This window comes from Streptomyces sp. NPDC032822, from assembly GCF_055578825.1.
Genome location: NZ_JBVIOL010000004.1, coordinates 603,270 through 625,578 on the forward strand (window position 1 = coordinate 603,270; position 22,309 = coordinate 625,578).

The following is a 22,309-nucleotide window of genomic DNA, read 5'->3' on the forward strand; positions in this document are numbered from 1 at the left end:
GCGTTCGAGTTCGCGGGAGCTTCTGCCTTGTTGTGGCCGGACTCACGCCCGGCCGCCCCCGCCCCGCACGGCTACTCGGTGAACCCGTCCGCCACCGACAGCGCCGAGTCCAGCGCCGCCAGCCCCTCCTTCAGCTCCGCCTCGCTCACGTTCAGGGGCGGCACCACATGGGTCCGGTTCATGTTGATGAACGGCCACACCCCGCCGGCCTTGAGGGCGGCGCCGAACTTCGCCATCGGGGCGTTCGCCTCACCGGCCGCGTTGTACGGCACCAGCGGCTCGCGCGTCTCCCGGTTCCGGACCAGGTCGAGCGCCCAGAACATGCCGACGCCGCGCACCTCGCCCACCGACGGGTGCCGCCCCGCCAGCTCCGCCAGCGCGGGCCCGACGACGTCAGCCCCGAGCCGGGCCGCGTTCTCGACGATGCCTTCCTCGGCCATGACGTTGATCGTCGCGACGGCCGCCGCACACGCCAGCGGGTGCCCCGAGTACGTCAGCCCGCCCGGGTAGGGCCGCTTCCCGAAGGTCTCCGCGACGGCGCCGGAGATCGCCACACCGCCGAGCGGCACGTACCCCGAGTTCACGCCCTTCGCGAAGGTCATCAGGTCCGGCACGACGCCGGACAGATCGGCCGCGAACCACTCGCCGGTCCGCCCGAATCCGGCCATGACCTCGTCCAGGACGAAGACGATCCCGTACTTGTCGCAGATCTCCCGGACGCCGGCGAGGTACCCCGGCGGCGGGATCATGATCCCGGCCGTCCCCGGGATCGTCTCCAGGATGATCGCGGCGATCGTCCCGGGACCCTCGAAGGCGATCGTCGTCTCCAGGTGTTCGAGCGCCCGCGCGCACTCCTGCTCCTCGGTCTCCGCGTAGAAGCGGGAGCGGTAGAGGAAGGGCGCCCAGAAGTGCACGACCCCGGCCGCCGCACCGTCGGAGGCCCAGCGGCGCGGGTCACCGGTGAGGTTGATCGCCTGCTGGGTACCGCCGTGGTACGAGCGGTACGCCGACAGCACCTTCGGCCGCCCCGTGTGCAGCCGCGCCATCCGTACCGCGTGCTCCACCGCGTCGGCGCCGCCGTTGGTGAAGAAGATCTTGTCCAGGTCTCCGGGCGTCCGCTCGGCGATCAGCCGTGCCGCCTCGGACCGGGCCTCGACGGCGAACGCGGGCGCGAAGGTGGTGAGCGTCGCGGCCTGCTCCTGGATCGCGGCGACGACCTTCGGGTGCTGGTAGCCGATGTTCGTGTAGACGAGCCCGCTGGTGAAGTCGAGGTACCGGTTGCCGTCGTAGTCCCAGAAGTACGACCCCTCGGCGCCGGCGACGGCGAGCGGGTCGATGAGCTCCTGCGCGGACCAGGAGTGGAACACATGCGCACGGTCCGCGGCCTTCACGGCGGCGCCGACCTCGGGGTTTGGCTGAGGAGTCATACGCCCGAGCGTAAATGTCCGCGATGCGGAAGCGGTATCGGCGTCCTGTCTGTGGACGGGGGCTTTCCGCGACAGACTGTCGAACGGCGGGGCTGTCCGAAAATGGGTTCGAAGAGGCGTTCGATCGACGGGGCCCGCCCTTTGTGGATCGGACGGATCGCACGGATCGCACGGATCGCACGGGTCCGCCTGTTACGGAACCGTAGACAACGCCCAGCTCACCGCCGGGTGGAGCCGCACTATCCTCGCTGTGTTGCTCACGTGCGGGGCGGGGGAGGGCGGCGGGCGATGGAGAACATGGTGCCCGGAGATCCACAACGGATCGGTGCGTACCGGCTGTTGGCGCGGCTCGGCGCCGGCGGGATGGGGCAGGTCTATCTGGCCAGATCCGACCGGGGGCGGACGGTCGCCGTCAAGCTCGTCCGGGAGGAACTGGCCGCGCAGGACGAGTTCCGCGCGCGGTTCCGGCAGGAGGTGCGGGCCGCGCGGCAGGTCGGCGGGTACTGGACGGCACCCGTCCTGGACGCCGACACCGAGGCCGCCGTGCCGTGGGTGGCCACCGGCTATGTCGCCGGGCCGAGCCTCCAGCAGGTCGTCGGCCACGACCACGGGGCGCTGCCCGAACGCTCGGTCCGCATCCTCGCGGCCGGCCTCGCGCACGCCCTCAAGGACGTCCACGCCGCCGGGATCATCCACCGCGACCTCAAGCCGTCCAACGTGCTGGTGACGATCGACGGCCCGCGGGTCATCGACTTCGGTATCGCGCGGGCCCTGGAGACGGTGACGGACGGCGGCCTCACCCGGACCGGCGCGCTCGTCGGCTCGCCCGGCTTCATGGCGCCGGAGCAGGTGCGCGGCGACCGGATCACCGCGGCCTGCGACGTCTTCTGCCTCGGCTCGGTACTGGCGTACGCGGCGACCGGCAGGCTCCCCTTCGGCACCGCCAACAGCGGTGTCCACGCCCTGATGTTCCGCATCGCCCAGGAGGAACCCGACCTGGAGGGCGTCCCCGAGGCCATCGCCGACCTCGTCCACGACTGCCTGAAGAAGGAGCCGGGGGCGCGGCCGACGCTGGACAGCGTCCTGGAGCGCACGGGCGCGGAGGACACGGTGTCCGGGGGACGGGCGCTGGACCCGTGGCTCCCGAGCGCCCTGGTGGCCCAACTGGGGCGGCACGCGGTGAAGTTGCTGGACGCGGAGGACCCGGACGGGACAGGGGACGAGGGCACGCTGGGCGGGCAGGACGCGGGGACGTCCCCCGAGGCGTCCCCCGAACACGCCGCGGTCGCCGACGGACCGGCCCCGCCCGCGTCCCCGCCCCCGAACCCCGGCCCGCCCGCCCCGGGACAGCCCGGCAGCGGCCCCCGGCTGGACCACCTGCCGACCGCCGTCGCAGGCCAGGGAGGCCAGAGCGGTCAGGGAGTCCAGGGAGGCCAGTTCGGTCAGACCGGTCGGACACCCCCGCCGGCCCCGCCCCACCCCGCGTACGGCTACCCACAACAACACCCGCAGGCCCCGGCATACGGCGGCCCTCCGCAACAACCCCCGTACGCCTACCCCCACCCCCACTCCCATCCCCAGTACGGCGGCCTCGGCCAGACCCCGCCCTACGGCCCGCCCATCGGCCTCGCCCAGCCCTACGCCCCCGCACCCCAGGCCCCGCGGACAGGCTCCCGCTCCACGGTCCTGCTCGTCCTCGTCGCCCTGGTCGTCGCGCTCGGCGCCGGCGGCTCGGTGTACGCCTTGATGAGCGACAAGGGCGACAAGGAGGCGGGCGGCGGGAACCCCGGCCCCTCGGCGACCGCGCTCACGACCCCCGGCCCGGCCACGCCCGACCGGCCGTCGTCAGCGGCCCCCTCCCGGTCGACCGGTGCCACACCCGCGACGGACGGGGCGATCCCGGCCGACTACCTGGGCACCTGGAGCACGACGATCGACAGCGCCGACGGGGTGCACAGCCGTGAACTGACCCTCCAGCAGGGCGAGACGGGCGACGCCGTGCTGTCCCTGGTCGCCGACGGTCCCACCGCGAACGGCACCTACCACTGCGTGTTCCAGGCGGACCTGGCCGAAGTGCCCGACGGGGAGGGCCCGTTGCGGATCGGCCCGTCCACCGTCACGAGCGGCGAGCCACGCTCCTCCTGCTCACCGGGCGCACCCACGGAGATCGCCCTGCTCCCGAACGGCACGCTCCAACGCACGAACACCGGCACGGACGAGAAGCTGACCTACATCCGGCAGTAACCCCCAACCGATCTTCCGCCCCCGGTGGTCACCTGGGCTCGGGCGGCCGTTGCCGGGGCATGTTCGGCCGAGCCCCCGCCCCCGGCGGCAGCGGAAACCGCCCCTGCGAAGCCCCCGGATCCACTCGCTGCCCCACCGCCACCGCCGACTGGATCCCCATCGGCGCCGCCCCCGTCCGGAACTCGACCATCCAGTCGGCCGTCTCCGCCCGCACCAGCTCCGTCACGTCCTCGGAGAAGCGCCGCAGCACCCCCAGGCACCGCTCGGCCGCCTCCCCCGCCGTCCCGTCGGTGGGCCCGAGCACCTCCCGGACGCCCTCGGAGGCCCAGTCGAACTGAAGTGCCTGAAGCCGCCGCTGCACGGCCTGAGCCGTCGCCACGTCCCTTATCCAGCCGGAGGTGACCCCGAAGTACCGGTCCCCGGCCACGCACGCGACCCCCAGCAGCAGCGCGAGATACCCCCAGGGCGCGACCCCGCCCACCACACCCGTCATGTCCAGCAACGGCAGCGCGGCCCCCGCCACCACCCCGCCCGCCGCCCCCACCCGCAGCACCCGCGCCCCCCGCCGCTTCCAGACCCGGTCCGCGAGATACCAGGCCGCCGTCTCCAGCGCCCCGTGCTCCACCCACCGGTACAGCTCGTCCAGCCGCGGCGCGGGCTCGCCCCAGTCCCCGAGCGGAAACGCCCGCCCCGTCAGATCGCCCGGCCGCAGCCCGGCCGCCGCGCCCTCGCCCCGCTCGTCCTGGGGCGGCCCCTCGGGCTGCATCTCCGGCTGACCCACCCGGCACTCCCTACCTGGTCCCGACCGATCACGTTGCGTGACGCCTGATGCACATGCGGATGCTGATGCGTCGCGTCCTTCCTACCGCCCAATGGGTGGCGAAGACGGAGCATTGGCTGCTTTTCCGCCCGGAAGAGGCCCTTGATCAGGTATAGGACTGCGGTCGACTCACTCGAAAGAGTGCTGGGGCGATGCCCGGGAGGACCACGTAGGCTCGTGCTGAACGGGAAAACCCGTACCGACCAAGGAGAGCCGATCGTGATCCCCGGTGGTGGCCAGCCCAACATGCAGCAGCTGCTGCAGCAGGCTCAGAAGATGCAGCAGGACCTGGCGAACGCGCAGGAGGAACTCGCCCGGACCGAGGTCGACGGCCAGGCGGGCGGCGGCCTGGTGCGGGCCACGGTCACCGGCGCCGGCGAGCTCCGCGCGCTGAAGATCGACCCGAAGGCCGTGGCCACGGACGGCGCATCCGTCGAAGAGACGGTCGAGACCCTCGCCGACCTCGTCGTGGCGGCCGTCCAGGCGGCCAACGAGAACGCGCAGACCCTCCAGCAGCAGAAACTCGGCCCGCTGGCCCAGGGTCTGGGTGGCGGCGGCAGCGGCATCCCCGGTCTGCCGTTCTAGCGGTCCGGTCGCCGCCGCTGGTTACTCCCGGTTGCACCAAACCGGTGCCGGGCCTGCCTTACTAAGACGGGCACCGGCCAACTACGGTACGTACAGAAGGCCCCTCGGCAAGCAGGGAAGGACGGGCAGTCCGTTGTACGAAGGCGTGGTCCAGGACCTCATCGACGAACTGGGGCGGCTCCCCGGCGTCGGTCCCAAGAGCGCGCAGCGGATCGCCTTCCACATCCTCCAGGCGGAGCCGACGGACGTACGGCGTCTCGCGCAGTGCCTGATGGAGGTCAAGGCGAAGGTCCGCTTCTGTGCGACCTGCGGCAACGTGGCGCAGGAGGAGCTGTGCAACATCTGCCGCGACCCCCGCCGCGACCTCTCGGTGATCTGCGTGGTCGAGGAGCCCAAGGACGTCGTCGCGGTGGAACGCACCCGCGAGTTCCGGGGCAAGTACCACGTGCTCGGTGGTGCGATCAGCCCGATCGAGGGCGTCGGCCCCGACGACCTCCGTATCAGGGAACTCCTGGCCCGTCTCGCCGACGGCACGGTCACGGAACTGATCCTGGCCACCGACCCGAATCTCGAAGGCGAGGCGACGGCCACGTACCTCGCCCGCATGATCAAGCCCATGGGCCTCAAGGTCACCCGCCTGGCCAGCGGCCTCCCGGTGGGTGGCGACCTGGAATACGCGGACGAGGTGACCCTCGGCCGCGCCTTCGAGGGGAGACGACTCCTAGATGTCTGACGCCACACTGCACGCGACCGCCCAGGACCCCGACGACTTCGCGGTCCAGATCGCCGACCAGGTCGAGAGTTTCCTGGTGGCCGTACCGGAGGTGGCGAAGGGCGACGAGCCGGACTCGGCCGTGCCCTTCCTGCTCCTGGAGGTCTCCCAACTGCTCCTGGCCGGCGGCCGACTGGGCGCCCACGAGGACATCGTCCCCGACGAGCGCTACGAGCCGGACCTCGGCCCGGAGGCCGACGTCGACGACCTGCGCGAGAACCTCGCCCGTCTGCTCGAACCCATCGACGTCTACTCCGAGGTCTTCGACCCGTACGAGCCCCGCAAGGCGCCCGTCCCGGCCCGGATCTCCGACGACCTCACCGATGTCATCGCCGACCTCCGTCACGGCATGGCCCACTACCGCGCCGGCCGTACCTCCGAGGCGCTGTGGTGGTGGCAGTTCTCCTACTTCTCCAACTGGGGCTCCACGGCGTCGGCGACGCTGCGCGCGCTCCAGTCGGTCGTGGCCCATGTCCGCCTGAACCAGCCCCTGGAGGAGCTGGACGGCCTGGACACGGACCAGGCGGCCATCGGCGACGAGACGCTGGAGTTCGAGGCGGGACGCGTCATGGCGGAGGAGATCGCGGGCCCCTTGGGCCTGCACCCGGCCAAGGCCGAGTCCCAGGCCAAGTAGCCCGCCACTCCCCTCAGTTCAGCTCAGTTCAGTTCGCTACGCGCAGCCGATGCCCGGATCCGAGGGCGTCGGCTGCGGCGCGTCCACGACCGGCACGGTCGGCTCCGCCGGTTCACCCGGCGCGACCGGTGCGGTGGGTGCGGTCGGCTCCGTCGGTTCAACTGGTGCGGTCGGTTCAGCCGGTGCGGTCGGTGCTGTGGGTGTGGTCGGCTCGTCCGTCGACGGGGGAGTAGGGGGCACCTCAACAGGCGTGGGAGTCACGGGGGTTGGGGCGACGGGCGCCGGATCCGGCGCGGGCGGGGTGACGGGCGCCGGATCCGGCGCGGGCGGGGTGGCGGGCGACGGAGTGGCGGGGGCGGCCGGTGCGGTCGGAGTGTCCGGGGTGTACGGCGGCTGCGGGGTCTCCGTGGCCGGGGGTTCGGCCGGCGGGGTTTCCGCGACCGGCGGTTCGGGGTCCTCGACGACCGGGGGCTCCTCTTCCGGGGCCCTGGCCGGCGGGTACTCCGTCTCCGGGGCGTCCGTCTCCGGGCCCTCCGGCTGCGGGGCGTCCTCTGCCGGCGCCTCGGCCTCCGGCGCCTCCGCGGGCTCATCCGGTGCCTGTACGACGACCACGGTCGAGCGCCCCGCGTCGACGTCGACACCGCGGACGCCGGACGTGGTGGACGTCGACGCGGAGATGGACGTGGACGACTCGGACGGGGGCGACTTGGGCGTATCGCCGCCCTCCACCGTCTCCGCGACGAGCCCCTGCGGTGGCCGTGCCACCGGGAACCGTGCCACCGGGGCCTCCGCCACCGGCGTCCGCTCCGACGGCACCGGAGAGGCGTCGAACGGGCCCAGCGTGAGGAGGAGCACCGCGGCGACGCCCGCCGCGGTCGCCCCGGCCGCGACCGGCACCTTCGCGGCGCCGGTCACGGCATGGCGTACGCCGTGCAGCATGCTCGTCCCGCCGCCCTGTCCGCCCGCGGCACTCGCGGACGTGGTGGCGAGCGGCAGCAGGAACTTGCCCGCGCCGCCCAGCACGAAGACGAGCAGTGCCGGACCGACGAGCGCGGGCAGACGGGTGTTGGTGCGGACGAGGACGGCGAGCCGCGCGCGGCAGTCGTCGCAGGCGTCGACATGGCCGAGCAGCCGCTCGGACTGCCGGGACGTCGCGCTGCCGCGCACGTACGCGGGCATGCGGGCCCAGTGGACCTGGCAGGCCGGGTCGTCGGGGGCGCCGGTCTGCACCTGGAGGAAGGCCTGACGCATTCCCTCGCGGGCGCGGTGCAACAGGACCGCCGTCGCACCCTGGTTGGACCCGATCTGCGAGCCGACCGCCGCCAGTGGCTGCCCCTCCGCCTCCGCCAGCCAGAGCGCCTTCACCCAGCGCTCGGGCAACTGCCCCAGCACACGCACCAGTAGGTCCACGGAGGACACCTGCTCGGCCGGGTCGTCCCGTTGGGCGCCGACCCGGGGCTGCTCGGCGGTCTGTGGGTCCTGCGGATCGAGTGGGGTCTCGCGCCCGGCGCTGCCGGAGTTCCCGGCGGCGAGGTGCTTGACCGTCGTCATGAGGTACGCGGGCACGTTGTCGATCTCGTGCCCGGCCGACAGCCGTCGCCACACGCGAAAGTGCGCCTCGGCGACGAGGTCCTCGGCGGCCCAGGCGTTCCTGGTCAGCGAGCGCGCGTAGGCGACCAGCCGGGGCTGGTGCTCCTCGTAGATCCGCGCGTAGGCGGCGGTGGCGAGGCCGTCGTTCATGACGCTCCAGATGCCTGCGGATGGGGCGGGGACAGGTTTGTATGCCTAGATGACAAAATATTCAACTAAAGTTCCGCCCGTGGCGAAAGGTGAGGTGGATCACATCAACTGCCCCTGGTTACGGCGTAATCAGCGGGCCCGCCGCGCGCTCTAGGAGGAGATCGCCACAACTGCCGCCCAGGCAGCCGTCCCGGTGGCCGCGCCAACAGGCCCCCACCTCACCCGAATCGGAGTCCGGCCATGGACATCACCCTGGAACACCCCGTCCACGCCCGCCTGATCACCGCCGACCGCGAGTTCCCGATCCCCGTCACCCTTCGCTACACCTCGGGCGATCCGCTGGCCGTGCACATCGACTTCCCGTCCCATGTCTCCCTCAGCGGCGAGGAGGTGACGTGGACCTTCGCCCGCACCCTCCTGGAGGAGGGCCTCGGCATACGCGCCGGGATGGGCATCGTGCACATCTGGCCCTGTGGTCCGCACCGCACGGTCGTGGAACTCCACGCACCGGAGGGCGTGGCGATGCTCTGGTTCGACCCGGCCGTCCTGCGCCGCTTCCTGCACCGCTCCTACACCGTGGTCGAGCCCGCCGCCGAGAACGTGACGGTCGAACTCGACGAGGGCCTCACAACTCTGTTCGGCGGGGTCTGACGGCTCCGGTGGAATGCGTCGAGTGCGATACGATACGTACCGTCTCGCTTCTTTCCTCTAGAGGGAGGGCCTCTGCATGCAGGGCATCGTGGAACGCTTCATCGACGCCGCGCCCGGCGTACGCCTCTGGGCGGAAGACCGTGGTGCCGCCGACGCGCCTCCGCTGCTGCTGATCATGGGCGCACAGGCAGCCGGCCTGGGCTGGCCGGACGAACTGGTGGACATGCTCACCGCCCGCCATCGGGTGATCCGCTACGACCACCGCGACACCGGACGCTCCACCTGGGCGTTCGACCAGCGGCCCTATCCCATCAGCGCCCTCGCGGACGACGCCCTCGCGGTGCTCGACGCCCTCGACGTCGAACACGCCCACATCGTGGGGATGTCACTGGGCGGCATGCTCACGCAGCTCCTCATCGCCGACCATCCCGACCGGTTGCTCAGCGCGACCCTGATCGGCACGTGCGCGCTCAGCACCGTCCCGTACCTCCGGCCCGACGGAACCCGGATCCCGCCCGGGGAACTCCCGGGTATCGCCCCCCGCCTGCTGGAGATGTGGTCCCGTCCCGTGGCCGACCTCGGACAGGAAGCGGAGCGGGAACGGCGGGTCGAGCACTGGCGGTTGCTGGGCGGCGATCAGCTCCCCTTCGACGCCGCGTACGCCCGTGCCCTGGAGCGGAAGATCGTCGAGCACACCGGGCACCATGCCGCCAGCACCGCGCACGCCCGTGCCGACGCCTCCGGCCTGGACCGCACCGAGCAGCTCGCCCGGACCGCGGTGCCCACCCTCGTCATCTCCGCTCCCGCCGAACCGGTGTTCCCGCCACCGCACCCCCACCACCTCGCCCAGGCGATCCACGGCGCACGCCTCGTCGAGATCCCCGGCATGGGGCACGCACTCCCACGCGAGGTGCACGCGCCACTCGCCACCGCGATCCTGGACCACACCGCCAACCACTGACGCGCGGTCGCGGTCGCTCGCGCACGGGCTGCCGGTTGTCAGCCGCTCGCCGTCGCCGTGAGCAGCAGCCCCGGATCGACGTACGGTGCCGTCGGCGTCGGCTCGCTGTACCAGCGCAGCGGCCAGGTGTTGCCGTCCAGCGCCGGGATCCCGATATAGGTGAGGGTCCGGTCGCCCCGGCCGCCGAACCGCTGCACGCCCAGCGGCCAGCCGTGCTTCCGTACCTCCCCGGGCGCCAGCAGGAAGTACATCCACCGGAACCCGGACGCCTCGCACACCACCGGCCCCGCGTCCCCGTCCGTCGCCTCGATGAGCCGCTCCACGACCAGTTCCCCTCGCACGCCCTCGATCCGCACGGCGTCGAAATGCACGCCGGCCACGCGGAGTTGGTGCCCGGAGGCGGGGATCCAGTCGGAGCGGTGAATTGCGTTCGTCATGGTCACACGGTGACGTCCACGACGCTACGCTCGGTAGTGACTGAGGTGATACACGCCGGGGTGTATCGGTCGGAGGTGCGTGCAGTGTCAGGCCAGTACGACCCCAACTCCCAGCCGCCGGCGACCTGGCGGTACGGCGGCAACCAGCTGAAACGCTGGCGTATGAAGGCGAACGTCAGCCGCGAGGAACTCGCCGCCGCCTCCAATTACTCGCCGGACACCATCAAGTCCATGGAGCAGGGCGTGCGCATGCCGACGCCGCGTGCGCTGGACGTGGCGGACGAGTTGTGCCGGGCGGACGGGATGCTGAGCGCGGCCAAGGAGTACCTCCAAAGGGAGAAGTTTCCGGCGCGGGCACAGGACTTCATGGAGCGGGAAAGGGAGGCAATCAGCTTCTGGTCGTACGAGGTCACGTACATCCCCGGGCTGTTGCAGACGAAGGGCTACGCCCGTGCTCTCATCGACAATCACGTCCCGCCTTTGGACGAGGCGACGGTGGAGGAGCGGATCGCCGCGCGTATGGAGCGGCAGGCCATCCTCACTGAGCGGAAACCCCCGGTGGGGCTGAGCTTTGTTCTCTACGAGGCCGTCCTGCGCAGCCCGCAAGTGGACGTCGAGCAATTGCAACACCTGCTGTCGGTATCGGGTCTTCGCAATGTCGTGGTGCAGGTGCTCCCGTTCGAACGGGCCATCCCTGCCGCGCTCATGGGACCCATGGTGCTGCTGGAGACTCGCGACCATGAGCGGTTCGCCTTCGCGGAAGGGCCGTTCGCCAGTGAACTTACGGCCGATCCAGGGGTTGTCAGCCGTGCGTCGGAGCGGCTTAGCATGATCCGCACGCAGGCACTCAGCCCCGCTGAGTCGGCCCGTTTCATCGAGCGGATGGTAGATCGCCATGAGTGACCAGCTGGAGTGGTTCAAGTCGAGCTACAGCGACTCCGAGGGCGGCAACTGCGTCGAAGTCGCGCTGGAGTGGTTCAAGTCGAGCTACAGCGATGACGAGGGTGGCGACTGCGTCGAAGTCGCGTTCTCCACCCGCATCCACATCCGCGACTCCAAGGTCCCCACCGGCCCCGAACTCCACCTCGCCGCCCCCGCCTGGAAGGCGTTCGTTTCCGCAGTTCAGCCCGGAGCTTGAGCCTCGGGCTTCGAGCTCTTCCCATGGGGTTTCTGGTTTCTTGGTTTGGTTGAAATCCAACCCAACCAACCAAGTTCGTAGGTGAGTTGGGACGGCATACCTCGAATGGGTGACGTCCTGTGATCGGCTTGCTTCGGAACGTGAAGTCGCTCTAGGTTCACGGCAAACAAGCAAATAGTTCGGCCCCGGTCGGTGCGCCAACACCGGCTCCGGGGCCTGGACCTACGTATCGAGCAACCTCGATACCTAGCCAACCGAGGAGCCCGACCGTGGCTTGCCGCCAGCCTAGCCCCGCCTTGCCGTCCCCCGCGCACCCCCTGGCCAAAACGGGCTACGGAAGGCGCTCCGCGGGTGACGAAGACCCGCAAGCTGACCCGGACTTCGCACACCTGAGCCCCCGCGACCGTGAGATCGCCGTCTTCGTGGACCACCTCGAAGAGGGCCACGCCATGGGCTACAAGGCGATCGCGGCGGAGCACCCGCGCTACGGCCAGCAGGCCGTGCGCACCACGATGGGCCGCATCACCCTCGCCGGGCACCTGCGTTGGGTCAAGGAACACATCACCGTCGAGGACAACTCGATGCGGTGGGTGACGCGCACGTACTGGTCGCGTACCCGCAGGTCACCGGAGTGGTGGGCGGAGTTCGCGCGGGAGCGCCACGGCAAGGACGTGACCGAGCACCACTACCCGGGCCTGGCGCGGGCCGACGTAATCGAGGAAGAAGCTCCGGACGCTGGCGACGAGGTGGCTCCGCCAGTCGAACCGGATGCCGAGCAGCCCAGCGCGGCCTACGAGACGCTCGCCGAACTCAGCGTCACCGACCCCCGTATGCCCTTGTCCGACCGTGACTGCCGGTCCCTCGAACCCCTCGTCGCGGACTGGCTGTCCCGTGGCGCGACGCCCCACGAGATCACCAAGGCCCTGACCAGCGGACTGCCGTCCGAGGTCGCCAACCCGGGCGGATTCGCCCGTACCCGACTGGAGAACAAGATGCCCCCGAAGAAGGCGAAGATCCGGCAGAAGGCCGCCCGACGGGCGCGTGTGACCCGCGTGATCATGGCCTGCGGTCTGTGCGACGCCGATGAGCGCACGGTGGAGATCGTGAACGGGCTGTGCGGCGAGTGCCTCGCGTTGTGCGAGCAGGACGGGCCGCTGTACGAGCCCGTGCCGGAGACGTTCCTCCCCGGCCCGCGCCGAGGCGGCAGCCTGCCGGGCGCCGACGAGGTCGTCGAGGCCGAGGACCGCGTCGGCCGCCGGGGCAGCAGCCTGCCGGGTGCCGACGAGGTCATCGACGTCACGGACCGCGTCGACGCCCTCCGCCGCGCGGCGGGGCTGTTGTGAGCGTGCAGGACGTGCCGGTCAGGGCACCATGGAGTCGAGGAGGCGACACCATGACCCCCAGGACCGAAGACCGGCCGCAGATGACCGCCGAAGAGTTCGAGCAACTGGAACGTCACGCTCCGGAGACCGTGCGGCTGGAGTTCATCAATGGAAAGGTCCAGGTCAAGGCCGTGCCGGACGGTAACCACACTGAGATCTGCATGTGGCTTCTGGAGCGGTGCATGCAGTTGCGCCCCGACCTCCGGCTCTATCCCGAGCGCGGCCTCAAGACGGAGGCCTATCGCAGGGGGCGGGCCCGCGCCGACGGGATCTTGATGCCCAAGGGCAGTCTCAAAGGGCATGGCGAGTGGTCCGAGGCCGACGGAGTGCTCATGGCTCTGGAGGTCACCTCGCACGACTCGGACACGAACCAGCGCGACCGACTGGAGAAGCCGGACGGCTACGCGGCCGCAGGCATCCCCGTCTACCTCCTCATCGACCGCGACGACGGCTCGGTCGTCGTGTTCAACCAGCCCGAGGACGGCCGGTACCGGCACGAGGAGAAGCTCCCGTTCGGCGCCACCGTCAAGCTCCCCGAGCCCGTGAACATCACCCTCGACACCGAGCCCCTCAAGGAGTTCGTGGACTGAGCGGCACCGCGGTCACAACCCCCACACCCCCTTCCCCACGGCAGTGACCCCGCCCGCCAGCGCCAGCCCCAGCACCAGCAGCCGGGCCCGCTCCTCCGGCATCCGTCCCGCGAGCGCCCTGCCGATCAGCGCGCCCACGGTCATCGCGGCGACGACCGAGGCCCACCTCGCCCCGCTCAGCTCCGGTACGCCGTTGGACGCCACGGAGAAGGCGTTCACGACGACGCCGTAGAACATCGCGTTCGGGACGAACTCCCGTATGGTCCAGCCCGCGTTGACCGCGTAGAGCGAGACCGGAGGGCCGCCGACACCGGCCGCCGCGTTCATGAATCCGCCGGCCGCTCCGGCGGCCAGCGCGCCCCGGGTTCCCCGGAGCGCGGGGACGCGCGCACCCCGCATCACCAGGAGGACCGCCACGGTCACCAGGCCGCCCATGGCCAACAGGAGCACGGGTTCGGGGAGTTGGCGGGTCACCCAGGTTCCCGCCGGGACCGTGCACGCCGCTGCCACGCACAGCGGGACCATCGCGGCCGGCCGTACCCGCCGCCAGCCGCCGAGGAGGCCCACCGCGCAGATGGCCCCGGAGGCGCAGTTGGCCAGCACCACCCCCTCGGCCGGACCGAGGAGCAGGATCAGCGCGGGTACGGAGACCAGCGCGAACCCCATACCGGTGAGCCACTGCACGGAGGAGCCGAGCAGCACGATCGCCGCCAGGAGTACGTCGTTCGCCCACCCGTTCGTCATCATGTCGGGCATCCTCGCGCAGCGAAGGGGGGTGGCACGGCCCTGGCGCGAGGCGGGGCGGACGGAGCTGACGACACGAGTCGTGGAGCAGCGCCTGGACGCCTATGTCGCCGCCCTGATGGGCGCGCCGGCCCGGGGGCGCCCGCCGACGGTGTAGCCCGCTACACCCCCGTTCCGGGTGAGCGCTCCCTCGTCGCACCGGCCCGGAAACGGAATGGTTGAGGTCACCAGGTCGACGGCCCGCACCGAGGGCCCACGCCAAGGGCCTACGTCGAAGGCCCACGCCACCGGCCCACCGTGGCCCCTCACCCCAAGGACATCGCCATGAAGTCGCTGCTCTCCTCCAAGCCCGTCCTGTGGTTCCTGTTCCTGTTCAACCTCGCCGTCGCCGCGGTCGCGCCGTTCGTCGTGGACGGGGCGCAGGGCGTCACGACCGCCGTGGGCATGGGCGTGGTGTCCCTGGGGGCCGGCGTGAGCCTGCTGCGCGGCCGGGGGCAGGCCGTCGCGTAGTCGCACCGCCACGGAACGTGAATTGGCAACGTCCTGTCTCCGCCCTGTACTTCCCCTGCACAGGGCCTAACCAGCGGAAAGAGAGTCTGGAGTCACTCCACACCGCGGCGAACGCGGAGGGGAGAACCCACCTCGATCCGCAGGAGACAGCGATGACCCGTCGTTCCATAACCAAGCGCACCGCCGTCGTCACCGCCGCCGTCCTCGTCGCCGCGGGCACCGTCACCGTGGGAGTCGGCATGGCAGGGCAGGACGCCCCGGCCAAGCCGAGCGAGAAGCAGATCGCCTCGCTGTTCGACACCTGGAACGCGGCGCTGCGGACCGGCGACCCGGACAAGGTGGCGGACCTGTACGCGAAGGACGCGGTCCTCCTGCCCACCGTCTCCAACCAGGTCCGCACGGACCGGGCCGAGCGCATCGACTACTTCGACCACTTCCTGGAGAACAAGCCGGTCGGCAAGAAGATCGAGACGCTCGTCACGGTCCTCGACAGCAAGAACGCCATCGACACCGGCGTCTACGAGTTCACGCTCACCGACCCCGAGAGCGGCGAGAAGAGGGTCGTCGAGGCCCGCTACACCTACGTGTACGAGAAGATCGACGGCAAGTGGCTGATCATCAACCACCACTCCTCGGCGATGCCCGAAGACTGATCACCACCGTCAGCCCGCCCCCGGGCGCGTCCGCCAGAGCCACGGTCCCGCCGTCGTCGGTCACCAACTGTTTGACGACGGCCAGGCCGAGCCCCGAGCCGGAGCGCCCGGTCAGCCCCTGGCCGCGCCAGAAGCGGTCGAAGGCGCGGGACTTCTCCGCGTCGGACATACCCGGACCCTGGTCGTGGACCGACAGCACCATCTCGTCGGCCCGCGCCTCCATCCGGACGGTGATCGTGCCGCCGTCCGGTGACACCTCCAGGGCGTTCGAGAGCACGTTGTCCAGCACCTGGTCCAGATGACCGGGGCTGGTCAGCACCAGCAGCCGGCCGTCGGCACTCCCCCCCAGAGCGACGGTGACTCCTCGCTCGTCGGCGGCCGGCCTCCACACCGCGAGCCGCTCGTCCACGATCTCCCGCAGCGACAGCGGCTCCGCGGCCGTCACCTTGGCCTCGGCCCGCGCCAGCACCAGCAGACCGTTGACGAGACGGCTCATCCGGACCACCTCGGCGGTCGCCTGCTCCACGTCCTCCCGCACGAACTCGTCGTCCACACCGTCCGCGATGTTGTCCAGCGAGAGCCGCAACGCCGTGAGCGGGGTGCGCAGTTGGTGGGAGGCGTCCGCCACGAAGATGCGCTGCGAGGCGATCAGCGTGTCCAGCCGTTCGCCCGCCTGGTTCAGGGTGCGGGCCAGCGTCTGGGTCTCGGTCGGACCCGTCACCGCCGACCGCGCGCTCAGATCGCCGTCGCTGAACTTGCTGGCCATACCGTTGAGTTCGCGCAGCGGGGCGGTGATCCGGCGGGCGGCGATCGCGCCGATCGCGGCCGCCGCGGCCAGCACCAGCACGGCCAGCCCCGCCCTGAAGCCCCAGATCTGCCAGAGCCGGGACGTCATGTCGGAGGTCGAGTACACGATCCGTACGGCGCCGACGACCCGGCCCGTCCCGGAATCCCCGTCGGCCGCCCGCTCGTGCGCCGGGACGGTGATCACCAGGTGCTTGCCCCAGATGAAGTCGGCGCCCCAGTCCGGCGTGGGCTCGTCGCCCTCCAGGGCCCGGGTCAGGGCCGTGTCCCGCTCGGGCCGGGGCAGCTTCGGCGCGCAGTCGCCGGTGGCGGTCGTCTGGACCGTGCCGGGCGTCTCGTGGTCGTAGGCCTCGGCCAGCTGCTCCAGGGCGTCGCACGAGGTGCTCTCGCCGTTGCCGAGCAGTAGCGCCATGGTCCTGGCCTCGCGCAGCACCGACACCGAGGTGTCGTCGCGCAGTTGCTTGGTGAGGGTGAAGGCGACCGGCACCGTGAACAGGAAGATGGCCACCGCGACGAGCAGGATGTAGCTGCGGATGAGCTGGCGGTTCATGAGGTGCCGTTACCGCCGCCGCTGCCGTTACCGCTGCTGCTGCCGTCACCGCCGTCATCGTCGGCGCCGTCCTTGACGATCTCCAGGCGGAAACCGACGCCACGGACCGCCTCGATGGTGATCGCGCCCTTCAACTTCCGCCGCAGCGCCGCCACATGCACGTCCAGCGTCTTGGTCGGCCCGAACCAGTTCGCGTCCCAGACCGCCTCCATGATCTGCTCGCGCGACATCAGCGCGCCCGGCTCCTCGGTGAGGAAGGCCAGCAGGTCGTACTCCTTGGGCGCGAGCGCGACCTCCTCGCCGTCCAGCCGGACGCGGGCGGCCTTGCGGTCGACGGTGAGGCGGGTGCCGTAGCGGTCGGGGCCGGCCGCGGCGGCCTCCGCGGCCGGCTGCGCGCGCCGCATCACGGCCCGTATCCGCGCGATGACCTCGCGGACGCCGAACGGCTTGGAGACGTAGTCGTCGGCGCCGAGCTCCAGGCCGACCACCCGGTCGGTCTCGTCGCTGCGCGCGCTGATCACGATGATCGGCACGTTGCCGCGCACCCGCAGCGCCCGGCAGACGTCGAGACCGTCGGTGTCGGGCAGCCCGAGATCGAGGAGGACGACGTCGTAGGGCTCGGGGTGGGCGAGGGCGGCGGCGCCCGTGCTGACCCAGTCGACCTCGAAGCCGTAGCGGGTCAGGCCGCGGCGCAGGGACTGGGCGACCGGCTCATCGTCTTCCACGAGAAGTACGTGCACAAGGCGCACCTTAATGCTTGAAACTTAATTCACAGATCCGCCGGTGGATCCCGGCCGCGCCTCTTGTGACACTCGGCACTTTTCCGAAGGCTCCCAGGTGGGCATGCGCTGACGTGGGCGCCGGAATCCCGGGAATCTCAGCATGCGACACCTCAGAGGCGGATTTCGGGCGCTCGATAGAATGAGCCGACCGCAGTACATATGCGTATGTGCGGACAGAGACTGACTGAGCGAGGAGCGCACGTGGGCCTTGTCGTGCAGAAGTACGGAGGCTCCTCCGTAGCCGATGCCGAGGGCATCAAGCGCGTCGCCAAGCGGATCGTGGAAGCGAAGAAGAACGGCCACCAGGTGGTCGTGGTCGTTTCCGCGATGGGCGACACGACGGACGAGTTGATCGATCTCGCCGAGCAGGTATCCCCGATGCCTGCCGGGCGTGAGTTCGACATGCTGCTGACCGCCGGAGAGCGGATCTCCATGGCACTGCTCGCCATGGCGATCAAGAACCTGGGCCACGAGGCCCAGAGCTTCACCGGCAGCCAGGCAGGCGTCATCACCGACTCGGTCCACAACAAAGCGCGGATCATCGACGTCACGCCCGGCCGCATCAGGACGGCGCTGGACGAGGGCAACATCGCCATCGTCGCCGGCTTCCAGGGCGTCAGCCAGGACAAGAAGGACATCACCACGCTCGGCCGCGGTGGTTCCGACACCACGGCCGTGGCCCTCGCGGCCGCCCTCGACGCCGAGGTGTGCGAGATCTACACCGACGTCGACGGCGTGTTCACCGCCGACCCGCGCGTGGTGAAGAAGGCCCGGAAGATCGACTGGATCTCCTCCGAGGACATGCTGGAGCTGGCCGCCTCCGGCTCCAAGGTGCTGCTCCACCGCTGTGTGGAGTACGCCCGTCGTTACGACATCCCGATCCACGTCCGCTCGTCCTTCTCCGGACTGCCGGGCACCTGGGTCAGCAACGAGAAGCCCGAGTCGCAAGGGGACCAGCAGGTGGAGCACGCCATCATCTCCGGAGTCGCCCACGACGTCTCCGAAGCCAAGATCACGGTCGTCGGCGTCCCGGACAAGCCGGGCGAGGCCGCGGTGATCTTCCGCGCCATCGCGGACGCCGAGATCAACATCGACATGATCGTGCAGAACGTGTCCGCGGCCTCCACCGGCCTGACGGACATCTCCTTCACCCTCCCCAAGACCGAGGGCCGCAAGGCCATCGACGCCCTGGAGAAGGCGAAGGCCACGATCGGCTTCGACTCCCTGCGCTACGACGACCAGATCGGCAAGATCTCCCTCGTCGGCGCCGGCATGAAGACCAACCCGGGCGTCACCGCCTCCTTCTTCCAGGCGCTGTCCGACGCGGGCGTCAACATCGAGCTGATCTCGACCTCCGAGATCCGCATCTCGGTCGTGACCCGCCAGGACGACGTCCCCGAGGCCGTCCGGGCCGTGCACTCGGCCTTCGGGCTCGACTCCGACAGCGACGAGGCCGTCGTCTATGGGGGCACCGGCCGCTGATGGCCCTCCCCCGATCAGCCGCGCGCCCGACCCTCGCGGTCGTCGGCGCGACCGGAGCCGTCGGCACCGTCATGCTCCAGATCCTGTCCCAGCACGCGGACATCTGGGGCGAGATCCGTCTGATCGCCTCACCGCGCACGGCCGGCCGCAAGCTGGCCGTGCGCGGTGAGCAGGTCGAGGTGGTCGCCCTGTCGGAGGAGGCCCTCGACGGGGTCGACGTCGCCATGTTCGACGTCCCCGACGAGGTGGCCGCCCAGTGGGCGCCGATCGCCGCCGCCAAGGGCGCGGTGGTGGTGGACAACTCGGGCGCCTTCCGGATGGACCCGGACGTGCCCCTGGTCGTCCCCGAGGTCAACCCGCACGCGGCCCGCGTCCGGCCGCGGGGCATCATCGCCAACCCCAACTGCACGACCCTCTCCATGATCGTGGCCCTCGGCGCCCTGCACGCCGAGTTCGGGCTGCGCGAGCTGGTCGTCTCCTCCTACCAGGCGGTGAGCGGCGCCGGCCGCGCCGGTGTGGCGACCCTGCGCCAGCAACTGTCCCTGGTCGCCGGCACCGAACTGGGGACCAGCCCCGGAGACGTACGACGGGCCGTCGGGGACAACACCGGACCGTTCCCGGAGCCGGTCGCACTGAACGTCGTCCCGTGGGCCGGAACCCCGCGCGAGGACGGCTGGTCCTCCGAGGAGATGAAGGTGCGGGACGAGTCCCGCAAGATCCTCGGCCTGCCCCGGCTGCCCGTCGCGGTGACCTGTGTGCGGGTCCCCGTCGTCACCACGCACTCCCTCACCGTCCACGCCCGCTTCGAGGGCGAGGTCACCGTCGGCAAGGCGCGCGAGATCCTCGCCACTGCGCCCGGGGTCGTCCTCTTCGACAATCCGGAGGCGGGGGAGTTCCCCACCCCGGCCGACGTCGTGGGCACCGACCCGACCTGGGTCGGGCGGGTACGCCGGGCGCTGGACGACCCGACGGCCCTCGAACTCTTCGTGTGCGGGGACAACCTGCGCAAGGGATCGGCGCTCAACACCGCACAGATCGCGGAGCTGGTGGCGGCCGAGTTCGTGTGACGCCTGTGGCTGGGAACGATCCCCGCCGGAAAAGTCCTGGCTGAAACCGCGTTCATTTGTAGGATATGTAGGAGAAGTGTGAGCTGGGCGATGGTCCGGACCACTTGAACCGGGCCGCCTCGGCGTCCGAAGATTTGACTCCCCGTCCTCCGCAACCGCGCGGAGGGCGGGGAGCGTCTTTGCGGACGCCCTCATGGGGCGCGGGGATGCTTCACAGGGCGTGGGGACGCTCTGGTCATTCAGGACACAGGGGAAGAGCGGGTAGGGCATGAGCGCCTTTGACGCACGGTCAGTTGTGCTGCCTGACAGAAGACGGTCGGCCGCGTACAACCATGACGGGGGGAAGTGTGTCCAACAGGCGTGGCAGAGGTTCTCGACTTCACAGCGGCGACGCGCGGCACGGTCCTACGACCGCCCCGCCCGTCCCTACGACCCCGTATGGCCGGTACGCCCGGTGGTATGCCGGTGATCGCGCCCATGCCCGCAGCGCGGCCCGCCCGCATCCCAAGCCAGCGTGACGGAACCGACTGCGCCGAGGACACCGCGGCCGCCGGCACCACCGTCGACCACCTCACCGAGACCTACCGGGCGCACTACCGCTCCCTCCTGGGACTGGCCGCCCTCCTCCTCGACGACACCGCCTCCTGCGAGGACGTCGTCCAGGAGGCCTTCATCCGCGTCCACTCCGCGCGCAAACGCGTCCGCGACCCGGAGAAGACCCTGGCCTACCTGCGCCAGACGGTCGTCAACCTCTCCCGCTCGGCCCTGCGCCGCCGCATCCTCGGCCTGAAGCTCCTCTCCAAGCCGATGCCGGACATGGCGAGCGCCGAGGAGGGGGCCTACGACCTGCTGGAGCGCGACTCGCTGATCAAGGCGATGAAGAACCTCCAGCGCCGCCAGCGCGAGGTCCTGGTCCTGCGCTACTTCGCGGACATGACCGAGGCCCAGGTCGCCGAGACGCTCGGGATATCGCTGGGCTCCGTCAAGGCGTACGGCTCGCGCGGGATCGCGGCCCTGCGTGTCGCCATGGAGACCCCGGCGTGAGCGGCTCAAGCGGCTTCCGCGGGTCGAGCGGCTCCGGCGGCGACAAGGACGGCCTGCGTCATCTGCACGTCCCTCATGAATCCTCTGGATCCTCCAGGACCACTGGACCCTCTGGGTCCTCCGGGCGGCCCGAGACGGCAACAGAGAGCCCGGGCAGCCAGGATCCGAAGCAATCGCACACTGGGAACGGAACTGTGAACCACGGCCCCGACGATCAGAGCCCCACCGGGTTCGACTCGGACGAGCTGGCACTGCGCGGCCTGCTGCGCCAGGTGGTCCAGGAGATCGAGCCGCGCGACGGCACACTGGACCACCTGCGCAAGGCGGTACCCGCACGCCGGGCCCGCAAGCGGCAGGCCGTCGTCGGTATGGCGGCCGCGGCCCTCTTCATCGGCACCGCCATCCCGGCCCTCGTCCACGTCTCCAACTCCACCGGAGCCGACGCCGACCCGTCCATGGCCGGCCACTACTCCCAGGCACAGGGCGGCGCCGGCCAGGGCAAGGGCCCCGAAGGCGGCGAGAACACCTCCGGGGGCTCCGGCGGCAAGGCCGAGGACAAGGGCAAGGGCGAGCACAAGGATCAGGACAAGGGCAAGGGCACCGGCAGCAGCACCGGTTCGAACAGCGGCACCGGCCCCGCCGCGACCACCGCGGCAGGCGTCCCCCTCTGTACGGCCACCGAACTCGGTTCGGCCACCGGGACCGCCGACGCCGCGGACTCCGTCGGCATCGTCTACGGCACCTTCCGCGTCACCAACACCTCCGCCATCAGCTGCTCCGTCACGGGCCCGGGCACCCTCACCCCGACCACGTCCGGCGCCGCCGACATCACGAAGATCACCACGGCCCGGCACATCGCCGGTGACGCCGCGGCCGGACTGCCCGACCCGTCCCTGGAGGTCGCGTCCCTGGTGCTGGTGCCGGGGGCGGCCTACGACGTCAAGTTCGCCTGGGTCCCGTCCGCGACCTGCCCCACCACCGGGGACAGCACCAGCGGCGGCACGGGCGACCCGTCGCCCAACCCCACGGACACCGGCGACACCACCACGACCACCGGCACCACCACCGGCACCGACAGCGGCACGTCCTCCCAGCTCCTCGCGGCGGACGGCACGGCCGACGGCAGCGTCATCGTCACCAACACGGCGGAGGGCGGAGCAGCCTCCGTTTCGGCGACGGTGTCCAACGCGTGCGCGGGAACCGTGTACTGGACGGGACTGCTGGCGGGAGCGTAGGCCTGCCCGCTGCCCGCTGCCCGCTGCCCGCTGCCCGCTGCCCGCTGCCCGCTGCCC

The 22,309-nt window shown here is 70.9% G+C and carries 23 protein-coding genes and 1 pseudogene; 17 read left to right on the plus strand and 7 right to left on the minus strand.

Features of this window, described 5'->3' with window-relative positions; genetic code table 11:
- Positions 1 to 71: 71 nt before the first annotated feature.
- Positions 72 to 1,427, minus strand: a complete 1,356-nt coding sequence (locus ACZ5VD_RS15205) for an aminotransferase class III-fold pyridoxal phosphate-dependent enzyme (protein WP_468553701.1) — start codon at positions 1,425 to 1,427, stop codon at positions 72 to 74.
- A 288-nt stretch (positions 1,428 to 1,715) separates the two neighbouring features.
- Between ACZ5VD_RS15205 and ACZ5VD_RS15210 the strand changes: the two genes are divergently transcribed.
- Positions 1,716 to 3,671, plus strand: coding sequence for a serine/threonine-protein kinase (locus ACZ5VD_RS15210; protein ID WP_468682436.1), 1,956 nt, complete (start codon positions 1,716 to 1,718; stop codon positions 3,669 to 3,671).
- A 28-nt stretch (positions 3,672 to 3,699) separates the two neighbouring features.
- Here ACZ5VD_RS15210 and ACZ5VD_RS15215 read toward each other — a convergent pair whose 3' ends face one another.
- Positions 3,700 to 4,452, minus strand: a complete 753-nt coding sequence (locus ACZ5VD_RS15215) for an SLATT domain-containing protein (RefSeq protein WP_468682437.1) — start codon at positions 4,450 to 4,452, stop codon at positions 3,700 to 3,702.
- Between the two features lie 258 nt (positions 4,453 to 4,710).
- On the opposite strand from ACZ5VD_RS15215, the gene ACZ5VD_RS15220 reads away from it, so the two are divergent.
- From ACZ5VD_RS15220 to ACZ5VD_RS15230, 3 genes are all read left to right on the plus strand, one after another.
- Complete coding sequence (locus ACZ5VD_RS15220) at positions 4,711 to 5,076, plus strand: YbaB/EbfC family nucleoid-associated protein (protein WP_468553698.1); 366 nt, start codon at positions 4,711 to 4,713, stop codon at positions 5,074 to 5,076.
- Between the two features lie 133 nt (positions 5,077 to 5,209).
- The gene (recR, locus tag ACZ5VD_RS15225) at positions 5,210 to 5,809 is read left to right on the plus strand and encodes a recombination mediator RecR (protein ID WP_356133870.1); all 600 of its coding nucleotides are present in this window, start codon (positions 5,210 to 5,212) and stop codon (positions 5,807 to 5,809) included.
- Complete coding sequence (locus ACZ5VD_RS15230) at positions 5,802 to 6,482, plus strand: DUF5063 domain-containing protein (protein WP_468553697.1); 681 nt, start codon at positions 5,802 to 5,804, stop codon at positions 6,480 to 6,482. Before recR ends, ACZ5VD_RS15230 begins: the two co-directional genes overlap by 8 nt.
- 36 nt (positions 6,483 to 6,518) lie before the next feature.
- Here the strand turns inward: ACZ5VD_RS15230 and ACZ5VD_RS15235 are convergent, their stop codons facing one another.
- Positions 6,519 to 8,222 carry a sigma-70 family RNA polymerase sigma factor gene (locus ACZ5VD_RS15235; RefSeq protein ID WP_468682438.1) on the minus strand — a complete coding sequence of 568 codons (1,704 nt, stop codon included), beginning with the start codon at positions 8,220 to 8,222 and terminating at the stop codon, positions 6,519 to 6,521.
- A 240-nt stretch (positions 8,223 to 8,462) separates the two neighbouring features.
- Here ACZ5VD_RS15235 and ACZ5VD_RS15240 point away from each other — a divergent pair, with 240 nt between their 5' ends.
- A complete protein-coding gene (locus tag ACZ5VD_RS15240; protein WP_468553695.1) occupies positions 8,463 to 8,873 on the plus strand; it encodes an SsgA family sporulation/cell division regulator in 411 nt (136 codons plus the stop codon).
- Positions 8,874 to 8,961: 88 nt separating this feature from the next.
- On the plus strand, positions 8,962 to 9,834 hold the full coding sequence (locus ACZ5VD_RS15245) for an alpha/beta fold hydrolase (RefSeq protein WP_468553745.1): 873 nt from the start codon (positions 8,962 to 8,964) through the stop codon (positions 9,832 to 9,834).
- Between the two features lie 38 nt (positions 9,835 to 9,872).
- Here ACZ5VD_RS15245 and ACZ5VD_RS15250 read toward each other — a convergent pair whose 3' ends face one another.
- Positions 9,873 to 10,277, minus strand: a complete 405-nt coding sequence (locus ACZ5VD_RS15250) for a hypothetical protein (RefSeq protein WP_468553694.1) — start codon at positions 10,275 to 10,277, stop codon at positions 9,873 to 9,875.
- A 78-nt stretch (positions 10,278 to 10,355) separates the two neighbouring features.
- On the opposite strand from ACZ5VD_RS15250, the gene ACZ5VD_RS15255 reads away from it, so the two are divergent.
- The 4 genes from ACZ5VD_RS15255 (at position 10,356) to ACZ5VD_RS15270 (ending at position 13,381) form a co-directional block, all read left to right on the plus strand.
- Positions 10,356 to 11,174 carry a helix-turn-helix domain-containing protein gene (locus tag ACZ5VD_RS15255; RefSeq protein WP_468682439.1) on the plus strand — a complete coding sequence of 273 codons (819 nt, stop codon included), beginning with the start codon at positions 10,356 to 10,358 and terminating at the stop codon, positions 11,172 to 11,174.
- Complete coding sequence (locus tag ACZ5VD_RS15260) at positions 11,167 to 11,409, plus strand: DUF397 domain-containing protein (RefSeq protein ID WP_468682440.1); 243 nt, start codon at positions 11,167 to 11,169, stop codon at positions 11,407 to 11,409. The genes ACZ5VD_RS15255 and ACZ5VD_RS15260 overlap by 8 nt, the downstream gene beginning before the upstream one ends.
- A 296-nt stretch (positions 11,410 to 11,705) precedes the next feature.
- The gene (locus tag ACZ5VD_RS15265; protein ID WP_468682441.1) at positions 11,706 to 12,752 is read left to right on the plus strand and encodes a hypothetical protein; all 1,047 of its coding nucleotides are present in this window, start codon (positions 11,706 to 11,708) and stop codon (positions 12,750 to 12,752) included.
- 50 nt (positions 12,753 to 12,802) lie between these two features.
- On the plus strand, positions 12,803 to 13,381 hold the full coding sequence (locus tag ACZ5VD_RS15270) for a Uma2 family endonuclease (protein ID WP_468553691.1): 579 nt from the start codon (positions 12,803 to 12,805) through the stop codon (positions 13,379 to 13,381).
- A 12-nt stretch (positions 13,382 to 13,393) separates the two neighbouring features.
- On the opposite strand, the gene ACZ5VD_RS15275 is transcribed toward ACZ5VD_RS15270, so the two are convergent.
- Positions 13,394 to 14,128 (minus strand): TSUP family transporter, encoded by a 735-nt coding sequence (locus ACZ5VD_RS15275; RefSeq protein WP_468553690.1) that lies wholly within the window; start codon positions 14,126 to 14,128, stop codon positions 13,394 to 13,396.
- A 22-nt stretch (positions 14,129 to 14,150) separates the two neighbouring features.
- Between ACZ5VD_RS15275 and ACZ5VD_RS15280 the strand changes: the two are divergent.
- From ACZ5VD_RS15280 to ACZ5VD_RS15290, 3 genes and pseudogenes are all read left to right on the plus strand, one after another.
- A pseudogene (locus ACZ5VD_RS15280) lies at positions 14,151 to 14,282 on the plus strand (aminoglycoside phosphotransferase family protein); the annotation flags it as partial.
- Between the two features lie 167 nt (positions 14,283 to 14,449).
- The gene (locus ACZ5VD_RS15285) at positions 14,450 to 14,635 is read left to right on the plus strand and encodes a hypothetical protein (protein WP_468553689.1); all 186 of its coding nucleotides are present in this window, start codon (positions 14,450 to 14,452) and stop codon (positions 14,633 to 14,635) included.
- Between the two features lie 152 nt (positions 14,636 to 14,787).
- Positions 14,788 to 15,288, plus strand: coding sequence for an SgcJ/EcaC family oxidoreductase (locus tag ACZ5VD_RS15290; protein ID WP_468553688.1), 501 nt, complete (start codon positions 14,788 to 14,790; stop codon positions 15,286 to 15,288).
- Here ACZ5VD_RS15290 and ACZ5VD_RS15295 read toward each other — a convergent pair.
- Together ACZ5VD_RS15295 and ACZ5VD_RS15300 are read right to left on the minus strand one after the other, a co-directional pair.
- Entirely contained in the window at positions 15,254 to 16,642 is a 1,389-nt protein-coding gene (locus tag ACZ5VD_RS15295; RefSeq protein WP_468553687.1) for a sensor histidine kinase, read from the minus strand. The two genes, ACZ5VD_RS15290 and ACZ5VD_RS15295, sit on opposite strands and share 35 nt — an antisense overlap.
- Positions 16,639 to 17,382, minus strand: a complete 744-nt coding sequence (locus ACZ5VD_RS15300; RefSeq protein WP_468682442.1) for a response regulator transcription factor — start codon at positions 17,380 to 17,382, stop codon at positions 16,639 to 16,641. The genes ACZ5VD_RS15295 and ACZ5VD_RS15300 overlap by 4 nt, the downstream gene beginning before the upstream one ends.
- Before the next feature lie 243 nt (positions 17,383 to 17,625).
- Here ACZ5VD_RS15300 and ACZ5VD_RS15305 point away from each other — a divergent pair, with 243 nt between their 5' ends.
- From ACZ5VD_RS15305 to ACZ5VD_RS15320, 4 genes are all read left to right on the plus strand, one after another.
- Complete coding sequence (locus tag ACZ5VD_RS15305) at positions 17,626 to 18,906, plus strand: aspartate kinase (protein WP_468553685.1); 1,281 nt, start codon at positions 17,626 to 17,628, stop codon at positions 18,904 to 18,906.
- Positions 18,906 to 19,973, plus strand: a complete 1,068-nt coding sequence (locus ACZ5VD_RS15310) for an aspartate-semialdehyde dehydrogenase (RefSeq protein ID WP_468553684.1) — start codon at positions 18,906 to 18,908, stop codon at positions 19,971 to 19,973. The genes ACZ5VD_RS15305 and ACZ5VD_RS15310 overlap by 1 nt, the downstream gene beginning before the upstream one ends.
- A 360-nt stretch (positions 19,974 to 20,333) precedes the next feature.
- Positions 20,334 to 21,017, plus strand: a complete 684-nt coding sequence (locus tag ACZ5VD_RS15315; RefSeq protein ID WP_468553683.1) for a SigE family RNA polymerase sigma factor — start codon at positions 20,334 to 20,336, stop codon at positions 21,015 to 21,017.
- A 194-nt stretch (positions 21,018 to 21,211) separates the two neighbouring features.
- On the plus strand, positions 21,212 to 22,252 hold the full coding sequence (locus ACZ5VD_RS15320) for a hypothetical protein (RefSeq protein WP_468682443.1): 1,041 nt from the start codon (positions 21,212 to 21,214) through the stop codon (positions 22,250 to 22,252).
- Positions 22,253 to 22,309 lie beyond the last annotated feature (57 nt).